This window comes from Nocardia jinanensis, assembly GCF_014645735.1.
Classification (GTDB): domain Bacteria; phylum Actinomycetota; class Actinomycetes; order Mycobacteriales; family Mycobacteriaceae; genus Nocardia; species Nocardia jinanensis.
Genome location: NZ_BMMH01000002.1, coordinates 608,616 through 622,383, shown reverse-complemented (window position 1 = coordinate 622,383; position 13,768 = coordinate 608,616). Strand labels below are relative to the sequence as shown.

At 67.7% G+C, this 13,768-nt stretch carries 13 protein-coding genes; 6 read left to right on the top strand and 7 right to left on the bottom strand.

The window, feature by feature from the left end; translation table 11 throughout:
* Positions 1-135: 135 nt before the first annotated feature.
* On the top strand, positions 136-1,707 hold the full coding sequence (locus IEY68_RS07385; protein WP_062996743.1) for a succinic semialdehyde dehydrogenase: 1,572 nt from the start codon (positions 136-138) through the stop codon (positions 1,705-1,707).
* Positions 1,708-1,749: 42 nt separating this feature from the next.
* Positions 1,750-2,577 (top strand): SDR family NAD(P)-dependent oxidoreductase, encoded by an 828-nt coding sequence (locus IEY68_RS07380; protein WP_062996744.1) that lies wholly within the window; start codon positions 1,750-1,752, stop codon positions 2,575-2,577.
* Here the strand turns inward: IEY68_RS07380 and IEY68_RS07375 are convergent.
* The 4 genes from IEY68_RS07375 to IEY68_RS07360 all read right to left on the bottom strand — a co-directional run bounded on the left by IEY68_RS07375 (position 2,561) and on the right by IEY68_RS07360 (position 6,669).
* The gene (locus tag IEY68_RS07375; RefSeq protein ID WP_062996745.1) at positions 2,561-3,367 is read right to left on the bottom strand and encodes a putative protein N(5)-glutamine methyltransferase; all 807 of its coding nucleotides are present in this window, start codon (positions 3,365-3,367) and stop codon (positions 2,561-2,563) included. The two genes, IEY68_RS07380 and IEY68_RS07375, sit on opposite strands and share 17 nt — an antisense overlap.
* 118 nt (positions 3,368-3,485) lie before the next feature.
* Positions 3,486-4,112 carry an NUDIX hydrolase gene (locus tag IEY68_RS07370; protein ID WP_062996839.1) on the bottom strand — a complete coding sequence of 209 codons (627 nt, stop codon included), beginning with the start codon at positions 4,110-4,112 and terminating at the stop codon, positions 3,486-3,488.
* A 269-nt stretch (positions 4,113-4,381) separates the two neighbouring features.
* Positions 4,382-5,701 (bottom strand): adenylosuccinate synthetase, encoded by a 1,320-nt coding sequence (locus tag IEY68_RS07365; RefSeq protein WP_062996747.1) that lies wholly within the window; start codon positions 5,699-5,701, stop codon positions 4,382-4,384.
* 26 nt (positions 5,702-5,727) lie between these two features.
* Positions 5,728-6,669, bottom strand: coding sequence for a hypothetical protein (locus tag IEY68_RS07360; protein WP_062996749.1), 942 nt, complete (start codon positions 6,667-6,669; stop codon positions 5,728-5,730).
* A gap of 129 nt (positions 6,670-6,798) precedes the next feature.
* On the opposite strand from IEY68_RS07360, the gene galT reads away from it, so the two are divergent.
* Positions 6,799-7,974 (top strand): galactose-1-phosphate uridylyltransferase, encoded by a 1,176-nt coding sequence (galT, locus tag IEY68_RS07355; protein ID WP_062996751.1) that lies wholly within the window; start codon positions 6,799-6,801, stop codon positions 7,972-7,974.
* 119 nt (positions 7,975-8,093) lie between these two features.
* On the opposite strand, the gene IEY68_RS07350 is transcribed toward galT, so the two are convergent.
* On the bottom strand, positions 8,094-8,972 hold the full coding sequence (locus IEY68_RS07350) for a YdcF family protein (RefSeq protein WP_229718649.1): 879 nt from the start codon (positions 8,970-8,972) through the stop codon (positions 8,094-8,096).
* Positions 8,973-9,225: 253 nt separating this feature from the next.
* On the opposite strand from IEY68_RS07350, the gene IEY68_RS07345 reads away from it, so the two are divergent.
* From IEY68_RS07345 to IEY68_RS07335, 3 genes are all read left to right on the top strand, one after another.
* A complete protein-coding gene (locus IEY68_RS07345; RefSeq protein WP_062996755.1) occupies positions 9,226-10,077 on the top strand; it encodes a bifunctional 5,10-methylenetetrahydrofolate dehydrogenase/5,10-methenyltetrahydrofolate cyclohydrolase in 852 nt (283 codons plus the stop codon).
* A 129-nt stretch (positions 10,078-10,206) separates the two neighbouring features.
* Positions 10,207-10,689, top strand: coding sequence for a cation:proton antiporter regulatory subunit (locus tag IEY68_RS07340; protein ID WP_062996757.1), 483 nt, complete (start codon positions 10,207-10,209; stop codon positions 10,687-10,689).
* Positions 10,690-10,699: 10 nt separating this feature from the next.
* A complete protein-coding gene (locus IEY68_RS07335; RefSeq protein ID WP_062996760.1) occupies positions 10,700-11,890 on the top strand; it encodes a cation:proton antiporter in 1,191 nt (396 codons plus the stop codon).
* Between the two features lie 11 nt (positions 11,891-11,901).
* Here the strand turns inward: IEY68_RS07335 and IEY68_RS07330 are convergent, their stop codons facing one another.
* Positions 11,902-12,657 (bottom strand): SDR family NAD(P)-dependent oxidoreductase, encoded by a 756-nt coding sequence (locus tag IEY68_RS07330; RefSeq protein ID WP_062996762.1) that lies wholly within the window; start codon positions 12,655-12,657, stop codon positions 11,902-11,904.
* Between the two features lie 665 nt (positions 12,658-13,322).
* The gene (locus tag IEY68_RS07325) at positions 13,323-13,673 is read right to left on the bottom strand and encodes a hypothetical protein (RefSeq protein WP_062996842.1); all 351 of its coding nucleotides are present in this window, start codon (positions 13,671-13,673) and stop codon (positions 13,323-13,325) included.
* Positions 13,674-13,768: the final 95 nt, after the last annotated feature.

The window sequence follows — 13,768 nt, the reverse complement described above, 5'->3', positions numbered from 1 at the left end:
GTTCCGGACTGTTGCATGGAACGGAGCCCTTGACACGGCGTACAGCACGAGGATTACTCTAACACCACTGTTCAATTAATCTTGCCCGCTGTGGTCTGCCACCGCGGCGCGACAATGCCCAGGAGAACGCCGACGATGACGACCGCCCAGCGCCCCGCCGCCACCGGCGTGCTGACCCCGGATCTGGTGAAACCGCTGCTGGCCCGGGCCGCGGCCGGAGGCGCTCCGGCCGTCACGATCGCCGCGCCGGCCACCGGCGAACAGATCGCCGAATTGCCACAGTCCTCGGTCGCCGATATCGACACCGCGTTCGAGCGCGCCCGCGCCGCGCAGCGCCGGTGGGCGCAGGTACCGGTCCGGGAGCGGGCCGCGGTACTGCGCCGCTTCCACGATCTGGTGCTCGCCGAACAGGACACCATCCTCGATATCGTCCAGACCGAAACGGGTAAATCCCGGGCGCACGCGTTCGACGAGGTCGGTGATGTCGCGGTCAACTCCCGGTACTACGCCGCCACCGCACCCAGACTCCTCGCGCGCCGCAACCCGCGTGGGGTGCTGCCGGTGCTCACCGATGTGCAGGTGCGCCAGCGGCCCAAGGGCGTGGTCGCGGTGATCTCGCCGTGGAACTACCCGCTCGCGCTGGCCGTCTCCGATGCGCTGCCCGCCCTGGTAGCCGGTAACGCGGTCGTGGGCCGTCCGGACAACCAGACCGCGCTCACCGCCCTGTGGGCTGTCGACGCGGCGATCCGGGCCGGGCTCCCGGAGGATCTGTGGCAGATCGTGCTGGGTCGCGGTTCGGTGATCGGCGGCGAGGTGATCGACCGCGCCGACTACGTCGACTACACCGGCTCCAGCGCCACGGGCCGCACCATCGGCCGTCAGGCCGGTGAGCGTCTCATCGGCTGTTCCCTGGAGCTGGGCGGTAAGAACCCGCTGCTGGTGCTGTCGGACGCCGACCCCGGCGCCGCCGCCCGCACCGCGGTCCGGGCAAGTTTCGCCTCGGCCGGCCAGCTGTGCGAATCCATGGAGCGCATCTACGTCCACGAGAAGGTCTACGACCAATTCGTCGACGAGTTCGTGGCCGGGGTGAAGGCGCTGAAGCTGGGGTCGCCGCTGGACTACTCGACGGATATGGGTTCGCTGACCTTCCCGCGACAACTCGATACGGTCCGCGCCCATGTCGACGACGCGGTCGCCAAAGGTGCGACGGTGCTGGCCGGTGGTGTGCACCGCCCCGACCTCGGCCCGTACTTCTACGAACCCACAGTGCTCACCGACGTCACCGCCGAGATGACGGTGTACCGCGAGGAGACGTTCGGTCCGGTCGTCTCGGTCTACAAGGTGGCCACCGACGACGAGGCCGTGATCCAGGCCAACGACACCCCTTACGGGCTCAATGCCAGCGTCTGGACTCGCAGCGCAGCGCGCGGCCGGGAATTCGCCGCGCGGATCAACGCGGGCTCGGTGAACGTGAACGAGGGTTTCATCGCCGCGTGGGGCAGCGCCGACGCGCCGTCGGGCGGAGTCGGGATCTCGGGGACCGGCCGCCGGCACGGCCCCGAGGGCCTGCTCAAGTACGTCGACACCCAGACGATCGCGGTCCAGCGCATGCTCCCGATCGCGCCGCTGCCGGGGATGTCGGAGGCGATGTGGGCGAAAACCATGACACTCTACTTCCGGGTGATGAAGACGCTGCGCCAGAAGTAGGCCGCTTTTCTCGCTCTCTCCGAAGACAAGGATTCGAAACCGATGAAACTGGATACGGTGGCCGGTAAGAAGGTGCTGATCACCGGGGCCGCCATGGGCCTGGGGAAGCTGTTCGCCGCCCGGGCGGTGCGCGAGGGTGCCGCCGCCGTGGTGCTGTGGGATATCAACGACGCCGCGTTGCGGGAGACCGCGGCCGAACTGATCGCCGCCGGGGGCACCGTGCGCACCTACGCGGTCGATATCTCCGACGGTGACGCGGTCGCCTCGGCGGCTGCGTCGGTGCGCGTGGATGTCGGCGATATCGACGTTCTGGTGAACAACGCCGGTATCGTCCGCGGGAACACCTACTTCTGGGAAACCGAGGACCGCGACGATATCGACAAGACCATGGCGATCAATTCGCTGGCGCCGATGTATGTGACCCTGGAATTCCTGCCGGCGATGGTCGCCGGGACCACCGAGGCCCGGGTGCTCACCATCTCCTCCTCCGCCGGGCTGGTGCACAACCCCCGGATGAGCGTGTACGCGGCCTCGAAGTGGGCCGCGCTGGGCTGGTCGGATTCGGTGCGGATCGAACTCGAGCAGGCCGGTCACGGCCATGTGAAGGTGACCACGGTATGCCCGACCTACATCAATACCGGGATGTTCGAGGGCGCCAAGGGTTTCTGGCTCACCCCGATCCTGGACCAGCACAAGGTCGTCGATCAGTCCTGGACCGAGATGAAGAAGGGGACACCGGTCGTAATCCTGCCGTGGACCTCACGACTCAACAAGGCGCTGTCCGGGGTGCTGCCGATCAAACTGCGCGACCTGTTCCTGAACACAGTCGGCGTGTACCACTCGATGGACGATTTCAGCGGGCGGAAGTAGCCGCCGGACGTCGGCCGACGGCCACGGTGGCATCCAGGTCCGGCGAGCGCACGATCCGGGCGACGAGCCCACTGCCGGTGAGCAGTTCGGTGGCGGCCGGGATCTGATCGACGCCTATTTCGATCAGCAGACTCCCGCCCGGCGCCAGCCAGCCCGGTGCGCCCGCGGCGGTGCGCCGGGCCAGGTCCAGGCCGTCGGGTCCGCCGTCGAGGGCCATCGGGGGTTCGTGGTCGCGAGCCTCCGGCGGCAGTCGCGCGATCAGGCTCGAAGGCACGTACGGGGTGTTGGCGAGCAGGATATCGATCCGGCCGCGCAGGGTATCGGGTAGCGCGTCGAACAGATCGCCCCGATAGACCGGGCCGCCGACCGCCGCCAGGTTCTCCCGCGCGCAGGCCACCGCGACGGGGTCGATATCGGCGGCCACCAATTCCGCCGACCGCGTACCGAGTTCGGTGAGCAGGGCCAGACCGAGAGCCCCCGAGCCGCAGCACAGGTCGACCACCGTGCGCACCGGGCGGACGGCGGCCAGGCCGAGTGCCTCGTCCACCAGCAGAGCCGAGCGCTGCCGCGGTACGAACACCCCGTCCCGGACACCGATCCGGATTCCGCGGAACTGCACCCATCCCAGTAGATGTTCCAGCGGTGTGCCCGCGATACGACGTGCCAGCAGCGCCGTCAGTTCCGTATCCGAGGCTGCCGCGCCGATCAACAACCGGGCCTCGTCCTCGGCGAACACACATCCGGCGGCGCGCAGCTGCCGGGTGATGTCGGCGGTGTCGAATGCGGTCATGGGCACAGTCTGTCGACTACGGGCGCCGCGTGCATCGGAAATACCGGCGGTGTCGCCGATATCCGGTACGGCGGCCCGCGGAGTCGGTCGGCGGGTTCCCGCCGACCGACCTGCGCCGCTACCGGTCGCCGCTGAAGGCCCAGACCGCGGCGGGCCGGCCCGTGGCCTTGGTGCGGCGGCGTTCGTCGGTCTTGTGCAGTCCGGGGATCCCGGCGAGTGTCCGGTTCAGGTTCGCGGCGTCGGGGCGGCCGCCCAGGAGGGAGGTGGCGAGGTCGACCGCGCGGGTTGCCGGGAACTCGTCACCGAGCAGTGCCCGGGTCAGCGGCAGGTCCTTCCAGAGCTGCCCCGACAGCAACCCACGTGCGGCGACCACGATGTTGTTGTGATCGAAGGCCAGTGTGGGAGGTTCGTCGAAGGACACCCAGCGTGCGAGACCGTCGTGGGGTCCGGTCACCGCCCACATGACGATCGACAGGGTCGGCCCGCGCGGATCGCGATTCGGTTCGTCGAAGGTCACCAGCTGGCCGACCGGGCCGATGGTGTCGGCCGGTACACCGAGTTTGGTGTGCACGGCCCGGCGCGCCGCGTCCGCGAGGCGTTCGCCGCGTCCCAGCAGCACACCGGGTAATGCGACATGCCCGGTGAAGGGCTCGTGCGGGCGTGCCGCTATCCCGAATGTGGCCGCGGCGTCGTCGGCCCAGAACCGCAACGCCACGACATCCACCGATACCGCCGATTGGTCCACAGCGTCCATACTGCCGTACTCACCGTCGGCGACCGCGCGAGAGTATTTTCGTTCTTGAAATTGAGAATATAATTCTCAGCTGTTGGGGAAGTGGGTATGTGGATATGGGCTCATCCGAGCTCGACGGGAAAGCCGCGGTCATAGCAGGCGGTGCCATCGGGCTCGGCGCCGCGACGGCCGCTCGGCTCGGTGCGCAGGGGTATCGCGTAGTGGTCGGGGATCTGCGCGAAGCCGACGCTGCGCTGAACGGCCGTCGCGATAGTGTGCGGTCACGCCGTCCGGGGCTGCGCCGCACGAGAAGTCGCGGGTTTCCCGGGGTGCAGGGCTGCCTCGAGCGATACGCTCGCCCGGCGCGCGCGTCGGTCCGGGCCGGACGCGGTGAGCACCGCCGGTATACCCAGGTGGCGCTGCAGCCAACCAGCGACATCGGTGGGGAGTTCGGTGTACAGCGGTGTTGCCGCGGTGAGGTATTCGGTCAACGCCCTCTGGTGGTCCAGGTCCTGCCAGGAGCCCGGCTCGAGAGAGGTCCGGACTCCGTGCGGGGTGGCGTAGGCGGTCGCCGCCCGCTCAGCCGGCGCGTCCAGGTGGTTGACCACCAGCCCGTCCACACCTCCGCATACTGCCACGGCATACCGCAGTAGCACCGTGTCGAGATGCCCCTGCCGGAACGCACCCTGGTATCGGCCGACGCCGTTGTGCGGTTCCGGATTGCGCAGGTCCGGATCCTCGGTAGGGAAGGGGCCGGCGCCGTGTCTGGTCATATAGGCGCGGGTCACGCCGAGGGTCGCCGCGTGGGCGCCGATTCCGGCCAGCAGTGCGCGGGCATTGCGCGGTTCGACCGTCGACCAGGTCGTGTGCGGATGGAAGCCCCGCCATTCGTCCAGTAGTACGCCTTGCGCGCCCTCGAACACCAGCCGCCCACGTCGCGCCGCGCGCCGCAGTTCTTCGGCGCCGGTGATCCGCACCGCCGCGCCGAATTCGCGATACGCGGCGAGGAGGGCATCGATCGGTTCGCGGTGGTGTGTGCTGGATGCGAGCAGTGGGCGGTAGTGCGCGGCGAGCGCGCGCAGTTTGCGCCGGAGCACCGCGGGCGTGCGGCAGTCCGCGACCCGCGGCGCGTCGTGCCCCAGGGCGTAGGCGGCCGTTTCCCCGATTCCCCTCCCGCACGACCCGTGCCGTCCGGCTCCCCGCGCATCCTCGCGGGCCCGGTTGGCCGCGATATGGATCGGGGTGGTGAGCAGAGCCCGCCCGTCCACGGACAGCAGCGACAGCGGATCCGCGACACCCGTTCGGGCGAGCCGCTCGGCTTCCGCGGCCAAGGCCAGCGGCTCTACCAGCACATACTGGGAGATCAGGGTGGGCACCCCCGCGAAGGTGCCGGACCCGAACTGAGCGAAGGTGTGGTGCCGCCCGTCCGCGACCACATTGTGCGCCGCCTGCGCCCCACCGTTGAAGCGCACCACCGCCGAGACTCCGAGGCCCGCTTCGGGAGAACACAGCCAATCGACGGTGGCCCCCTTGCCCGCATCGCCGAATCCGAGATCTACGACGATGAGATGCCGGTCGGTCACTGTCGCGTCCTTCGTCATCGGTACTCCTGTATCCGGTCGTTCCCTCAGTGGGTGCCGCCGGGTAGCGCCCTGGGCTCCTGGGCGCGCAACGCCCGGCCGACGATCTCGGCCTCGGCGACCGAGCCGACATCACGGAGATCGGCCAGCCCCGTGTGCACATCCACCCGGTTCTCGGACAGTCCGATCGTCAGCGCGATCAGTTCGCACACCGCCGCCGGATCGTCGAGGCGCAGGAAATGCTGCCCCAGCAGTGCGCGCCAGTGCTCCGCGATCTCCGGATCGTGGTAATACGACGACTGATTCGGCAGGATGTAGTGCACCTCCCAGCGTTGCCCGAGTTCCCGGTAGATCGAATCGACCGCGATATCGCTGCGGATGTGGTCACCGATCACGGCGCGGATATGCCGGGCGGCCAGACGTGGTTTGTTGAGCTCGTCGCCGATGAGGAACAGATATCCCTTCTTGTGGCGCTTCTCCCAGGCATCGGTCACCACGTGCTCGGCCATGAAATATGCGGCCAATTCGTAACTTTCGGACTTCTGGCCGCCGCCTCCGCCTTCGAGGAGGATATTGCGCAGTTGTTCGTCCATGCGGTTGTCGGATTCGAACTGGCCCATCTGCAGTGGCACCCGATCGGTATCGGCATCACCTATACCGCCGAAGAGGATCTGCGGATCGTCGGCGTAACCCTTGTCCTTCAGCAGGCCGTGCAGTTTCCCGAGTTTGCCCTGCATGATCATCGGCACCTGCCCCATGGACCCGGTGACGTCGAAGAGTACCGCTATCGGCAGCGAATTCCCGTGGTCGGCCGAATCCCGGCACTCTCGTGCTCCCACACCGAACGGATCCAGGTCGGGGTGGACGGTCCAGGTGTCGTAGGGCTGTTCGCGCAGCTGCGCGGTATAGCCGAAATCCTCCATGCCCCGGCGTGCCCGGTAGGCCTTGGCGGCGCGGTAGGCGCTGTGGTCCCAGTTTCCGTAACCCATCGGTGCCCTCCTCATTGTTTTAGTCTTACTGACTATAACGTGACAGTGGGGAAGAGTCGAGGCTTTTCGGCTCCGAGCGGACGGCACGATCACCTTCGCGTCGTTGTCGCTGACCCGCCGGTGCCGTGGATGGGGGTGGGCGCGCGGCCTGGTTATCGTTGTCGGGTGCCGACCCGCATCGTGAAGCGCACCGCGAAACTGGCCGACGGCCGCGACCTCATCTATTACGACGACGCCGATACCCGGCTCGGCCCCGAACGCCGTATCGACACCCGCCGCCTGGACCCCCGGCCGCCGACCGCGGTGATGCGCCAGGATGTGCTCACCGGGGAATGGGTGTCCATCGCGGCCGCCCGGCAGGCCCGGGTGGTGTTACCGCCGGCCGATCGTGACCCGCTCGCTCCGCAGACTCCGGACAATCCGTCGGAGATACCCGATCAGTACGACGTCGCGGTCTTCGAGAACCGGTCCCCCTCATTCGGTCCCGCGCTACCGGGCGAGGTGACCGGTGAACCGCCGGCCCCGGCCGGTCTCGGCGATATCGCGGATATCGGATTCGGCCGGGAACGCGTGGCGGTCGGGCGATGCGAGGTGGTGTGCTTCAGTCCGGCGCACGAGGGCGCATTCGGCGATCTCACCCCCAGTCGCGCCCGCACGGTGATCGAGGCCTGGGCCGACCGCACCGCGGAACTGTCCGCGCTGCCCGGGGTGCAGCAGGTGTTCCCCTTCGAGAATCGGGGAAAGGCCATCGGTGTCACGCTGCCGCATCCGCACGGCCAGATCTACGCCTACCCCTATGTGACGCCGCGGACCGCCCGGGTGCTCGATTCGGTGCGGCGACTCGGACCGGACCTCTTCGAGCGTGTGCTGGACAGTGAACGCGCAGGTGGCCGGGTCGTGCTGGCGGGGGAGTGGTGGACGGCCTTCGTTCCGTTCGCGGCGCGCTGGCCGATCGAGGTGCATCTGCTCCCGCATCGGCAGATCCCGGATCTCGCGGCCACCGACGAGGCCGAGCGGGACGAGCTCGCGACCCTCTACCTGCGGTTACTGCGCGGCATCGACGCTCTCTACGATGATCCGACGCCCTATATCGCGGCGTGGCACCAGGCACCGGTCCACACCGGCCGCGACTCCGTCCGCCTGCATCTGCAACTGACGTCGATCAGACGCGGTGCGGACAAGATCAAATATCTGGCCGGGTCCGAGTCGGCGATGGGTGCCTTCATCGCCGATATCCCGCCCGATGCGGCGGCCGCCCGGATCCGGGACGCCGTGGCGTCGGTCCCGATGCCGGTTCATCCGTGAACCGGCGGTCCTCCTGATCAGCCGAGCGGTGCCTGTGTGCCGGATGGTCCCACCGGCCACCCGGCTCACGAAACTGCCGCGCCCGGCTCGCCGAGCCGGGCGCGGCACGACGCCACCGGTCAGCGGCTGGTATTGAGCTGGAAGGTCCGCGTCGCGTCGAGATAGATGCTGTATTGGGCCTGTTTGCTCGGCGGGGGAAGCTGAGAGACCAGCTGGTTGAGCGAGGTGGTGGCGCCCACCACCGGGATCCCGGCGACGTAGAGATCGGCCACCGCGCGCCGGATATGGTTCGGGGAGGTCACCGCCACCACACTGTTGGCGCCCACCCTGTGCAGGATATCGGCGCTGAACAGCGCGTTCTGCACCGTCGAACCGGCTCGGTTCTCCACATGGATCCGTTCGGCCGGAATACCCCGGCCGATCAACCAGCCGGCCATGGCCTGGGCCTCGGTGATGCCGTTGCTCGGATTGTTACCGCTGACCACGATCGGCGAGAACGGTGAGGCGATCGCCTGCAACCAGGCAGCCTGCAAGCGCTCGACGAGTTCGGGGCGGGGCGTGCCGTCGGGCAGTAGCCCGAAGCCGAAGACCACGATGCCGGTCTGCGGTCCGACCAGCGCCGGAAGCGGATTGGGGAGAGTGGCGATACCCGCGCTGACGGCGTGTAGTACACCGTCGGTGCCGGCGGCCAGCCCGCCGTCGACGGCGCGCAGGCGGCCCATCGCATCGTTGAGGGCCGGGATATCGCCCGCGTAATGGGACCAGATCGCCTGGAGGGAGAGCGCCTCGGCATCGGTCGGATCACGTCCGATCAGGTCGTGCAGGGCGGCTCGGCCGGCGGTGGAGTCACCGTCGGTGAAATGGCGCTGAGCGGAATTGTAGAGTGCGTCCGTTTCGGGACTGGCCTGGGCCGGCGCGCCGGTGAAACCGGCGAGCGTGATACTCGTCGCGGCGGCGGTAACCGCCACCAGATACTGCAAACCTCTTCGACTGTGCACTACGGCGACACCTTTCCACGGGTGGAGGCGGGTGATCGTTTTTGTGAACTTGCGGTGCGGTATGTGGGAACCCACCTTAGGTCCGGTCTCGGCCGGAACCCGGTATTTGCGGCTGTCCGATTGGGGACATGTCCCATGAACCCGCTGGCTACGGCGCTGCGGGGCGTATCGGCGCCACCGACACACTAGTGCCTGGCCCTGCAAGGGGCTGCGGATGGGGTCCACCCGGCCGCGACCGTTAGGGTGAATATCCGTGGATACCGCATCGCTGACCGGGAAAGACCTCGCCGCCGCCATCAACGCCGATACGACCGCGCGGGCGAAGGCGCTGACCGAGCGGGCGGGCCGCGCCCCGCGATTGGCACTGGTGGTCGCCAATGAAGATCCGGCCAGTGCCTGGTACGTGAACTCGTTGAAGAAATCGGCCGCAAACCGTGGAATCGATTGCGATACCGTGGATCTCGGTGCGGATGCCTCCGCCGACACGCTGCGTACCGAACTCTCGGTGCGCAGCGCCGACCCCGAGACCGACGCGATCATGCTGCAGACGCCGCTGCCCGCCGGCGTGACACTCGACGATGTATCCGCGGCGATCGCCGCCACCAAGGATGTGGACGGGGTGAGCCCGCTGTCGCTGGGGCTGCTCGCCGCGGGATCGGCCGGTTTCGCCCCGGCCACCGCCGAGGCGGTGGTGGAATTGCTCAAACATCACGGGGTCGCCCTCGAAGGCCGGCATGTGGCCGTCGTCGGACGATCGAACGTGGTCGGCAAACCGCTGGCGCATCTGCTGCTCGCGGAGAACGCGACGGTCACCGTCTGTCATTCCCGCACCACGAACCTGCCCGCGGTGACGGCGGCCGCCGATGTGGTCGTGGCCGCAGCGGGCCGGATCGGCCTGGTGACCGGCGCGAATGTACGCGAGGGAGCCGTGGTGATCGATGTGGGGACCAACGAATCGTCCGATGGGAAGATCGTCGGCGATGTCGATGCCGAATCGGTCCGGGGTATCGCGGGCGGGTTGAGCCCGGTACCGGGCGGGGTGGGCCCGGTGACCACGGCGTTGCTCATGCGCCATGTCGTGCTCGCCGCCGAACGGCCGCGGTGACCAGCGCCGACCGGCAACACCGCCGATGCTGATCCGGGCCGCCGCGGAGGTTCAGACCCGGTCGGACGGGGTAGCGCTACTGTGTGTGCGGCTATCGGTCCGCACTCGCAGTCGAGTTAAGGTGACATCGTGAACGTCGAAGTGACGCCCTTGCCGGGAATAGGCGTGCGCAAGGATTTTCCGCTTACCGCTGTACGCCGGCGGATCGGGGTCGTCGACCACAAGGACGGGACGATCGATCTGATCTTCACCAAGATCGGCGATCCCGACGCCACCACGCAGATCCCGATGACCGAGGCGGAGGCCGGAACCCTGGCCAATCTGCTGGGCGCTCCGCAACTGGTGGGTCAGCTGCGCAACGAGCACCGGGATATGGATGGTGTGAACACCCGGCAGTTGCCGGTCAGCGAGAACTCGCCCTACGACGGGCGCACCCTGGGTGAGACCCGGATGCGCACCCGGACCAAGGCCTCCATTGTGGCCGTGATGCGGGCGGGTCAGGCGATGCCGGCTCCCGGCCCGGATTTCGTGTTCACCGGTGGCGACGTATTGATCGTGGTGGGGACCTCGGACGGTCTGGACAGTGCCGCGGATATTCTGAAAGACGGCTGAACCTGTAGCGATGAATGCGACCACGCTGGCGATGATCCAGCTGGGGGCGGTGTTCTTCGGGCTAGGAGTGCTCGGACGCATCGCGGCCCGGATCGGCATGTCCCCAATCCCGTTGTATCTGGTGGGCGGATTGGTGTTCGGGGAAGGAGGTTTCTTCGAACTGCACGAGGCCGACGAGTTCATCCATCTCGCCAGCGAGATCGGTGTTGTCCTGCTGCTGTTGCTGCTCGGACTGGAATACAGTGCGGCCGAATTGTTCACCGGGATGCGAAGATCCTGGATGGCCGGCCTGCTGGATCTGGTCCTGAACACCACGCCCGGTGTGGTGGTCGCACTACTGCTGGGGCTCGGCCCCACCGGTGCCCTGGCGATGGCCGGGGTCACCTATATCTCCTCGTCCGGGATCATCGCCAAGGTGCTCAACGATCTGGGGCGGCTCGGTAACCGGGAAACCCCGGTGATCCTGTCGATCCTGGTCTTCGAGGATCTCGCGATGGCCGCCTATCTGCCGGTGCTGACCGCGGTGCTGGCGGGCCTGGGATTCGTGGCGGGTCTGCAATCACTGGGAATCGCGCTGCTAGCGGTGACGGTGGTGCTCGTGGTCGCCTTCCGCTACGGCAAATACGTATCCGCGATCGTGGCCAGCGACGACCGCGAGATCTTCCTGCTGAAACTGCTCGGTTCGGCCTTGCTGATCGCGGGAGTGGCTTCCGCGCTACAGGTTTCGGCGGCGGTCGGAGCGTTCCTGCTGGGTATCGCGATCTCCGATACCACCGCGCACAGCGCGACCAAGATCCTGGAACCGTTGCGGGATCTGTTCGCGGCCATGTTCTTCGTCCTGTTCGGCCTCACCACCGATCCGCGCAGTATCCCGCCGGTCCTGGGCTGGGCGATCCTGCTCGCGGTGATCACCACGATCACCAAGATCGCCACCGGTTGGTGGGCCGCCGCGCACGCCGGATCGTCACGACTGGGTCGCGCCCGCGCCGGCGCGGCACTGGTGGCGCGCGGCGAATTCTCGATCGTCATCGCCGGTCTGGCGGTGGCGGCGGGAGCCGTGCCCGACGAATTCGCCGCCCTGGCGACGACCTATGTGCTGCTGATGGCCTCGGTCGGGCCGATCGCGGCGCGTGTGGTGGAACCGGTGCTGCGTATCATCACCCGCCAGCCCAAACCCGCACCCGATTCCGCCGACGAATAAGCGGCGCCGGTTCAGAGAGCGGTGTAGCCGCCGTCGACGAGATAGCCGGATCCGGTGACGAACGAGGCGTCCTCGGAGAGGAGGAAGGCGACCACCGCGGCGACCTCTTCGGCCCGGCCGAATCGTTTCAGCGGGTGCTTGTTCTCCAGGAACTCCCTGGCGTCGGCGGGCATTTCGGTGAGCGGGGTGGCGATGACACCGGGCTGTACCGCGTTGATCCGCAGGCCGGTCGCGCCGTATTCGACCGCCGCGGCCTTGGTCATACCGAGTACCGCGTGCTTGGACGCGGTGTAAGCGGATCCGGGTGCGTCGGTGGCGACACTGCCGTGTACCGAGGACATATTGACGATCGCGCATCGGTGCGGCCCGGCGGCCAGCATGGCCGGGATCTGGTACTTCATCCCGTACACCACACCGTCGCAGTTGATCGACATGAGCAGCCGCCACTTCTCGGTGTCCAACTCCCCGATCGGCCCGGGGCTCACGCCGATACCGGCATTGTTCACGGCCAGATGCAGCGCCCCGTAGGTCTGGATCGCGAATTCCACCGCGGCCTCGTGGTCGGCGAGCTTCGCGGTGTCCTGCACGAGGGCGGCCGCCGTACCGCCGGCTTCACCGATCTCCCGGGCGACCCGCTCGACCGCCGCGATATCCACATCACCGAGGACGACCCGCGCGCCCGCCCCCGCCAGTCGTAGCGCGGTCGCCTTCCCGATACCGGACCCGGCACCGGTGACCAGCGCGACTTTCCCGGTGAACTCCGCCATATCTCCTCCGAGATGTCGGTGACAGCAGGGGACTTCATATGCGCGGACCCCGGGGAGAACCGGGCCGGAACTGCTGAGCGTTCGGTCTCGTCGTACGCGTCGCACGGCATCCTTGGGCCATGCCGCCCGTACCCTACCGGCCGAAATCGATGCCGTGACGAGTCGCTGTGGTCAGTGGGCGAGTCGGTCCGCGCCGCGGCGAGCCGAATACTCGACCCGGCGGTGAACATGGACATATCCACGAGGCTCACCTCTGCACTCACCTTCCGTCTTCTCCGGATGGTCCACCTCAGTGGGCGGGGCCCGCCCCGGTTCTGGAGCGACGTAGCGAAGGAGCGCAGCGACCGAGCCCGTGCAGTGGGCTGTTCAGAGATCGGCGCCCTTTTTCAGCATCTACTGGGCCGTGTGCCCGACCGGGCTGCTCGAGGCTCATTTCTGCACTCACCTTCCGTCTTCTCCGGATGGTCCACCTCCGTAGGCGGGGCCCGCCCCGGTTCTGGAGCGACGTAGCGAAGGAGCGCAGCGACTGAGCGAAGGAGTGAAGAACCGGGGTTAATAGGGCCCCGCCAGCGGCGCCGAAGGCGCCGCAAATAAACACAGCAAAACCAACCCGCCGATCGGCCCCGCGGCGAGGAGGTCGATCGGCGGATCGGGGGTGCCGCCGCTCAGGCCGCGGCGGCGTGGCGGAGCGAACCGATCGCCATGTCGACATCGTCGACATCGACGACCAGGCGGGTGTAATCGCTTCCGCGCAGGTCGATACGTACGGCGTTACCACCGAAGAGAGTGTCCCAGAATTCTTTCCGCCCCTTGCCGCGGAACGTTCCCGCCGCGATGGCGCCCGGGAAGAATGCGCCGGGTGCGCGCACCCACGGGGGCCGGCGGTCGATTTCGGCCGGTTCGACGGCTACGATGTTCGCCAGATCGAAGGTGATGTGGTCACATAGCGACAGCACACGGTGTGCGCCGCGGACGTGAACAGTGACGGTGGTGCCGGTGATCTCGAAATCCACCATGGGTTCCTCCCTGATGCCGAGTTCCGCTCGTCTTATTCCAGGATGCCGCCGTGACCTGGCCGTTGCCTGTGCTGCGGCTGTGAAAATTCTCAGGT

Coding starts and splice junctions, on each gene's coding strand:
- IEY68_RS07385 (WP_062996743.1), top strand. CDS start 136: ATGACGACCGCCCAGCGCCCCGCCGCCACCGGCGTGCTGACCCCGGAT.
- IEY68_RS07380 (WP_062996744.1), top strand. CDS start 1,750: ATGAAACTGGATACGGTGGCCGGTAAGAAGGTGCTGATCACCGGGGCC.
- IEY68_RS07375 (WP_062996745.1), bottom strand. CDS start 3,367: ATGACCGCATTCGACACCGCCGACATCACCCGGCAGCTGCGCGCCGCC.
- IEY68_RS07365 (WP_062996747.1), bottom strand. CDS start 5,701: ATGACGAAGGACGCGACAGTGACCGACCGGCATCTCATCGTCGTAGAT.
- IEY68_RS07360 (WP_062996749.1), bottom strand. CDS start 6,669: ATGGGTTACGGAAACTGGGACCACAGCGCCTACCGCGCCGCCAAGGCC.
- galT (WP_062996751.1), top strand. CDS start 6,799: ATGGGGGTGGGCGCGCGGCCTGGTTATCGTTGTCGGGTGCCGACCCGC.
- IEY68_RS07335 (WP_062996760.1), top strand. CDS start 10,700: ATGAATGCGACCACGCTGGCGATGATCCAGCTGGGGGCGGTGTTCTTC.
- IEY68_RS07330 (WP_062996762.1), bottom strand. CDS start 12,657: ATGGCGGAGTTCACCGGGAAAGTCGCGCTGGTCACCGGTGCCGGGTCC.
- IEY68_RS07325 (WP_062996842.1), bottom strand. CDS start 13,673: ATGGTGGATTTCGAGATCACCGGCACCACCGTCACTGTTCACGTCCGC.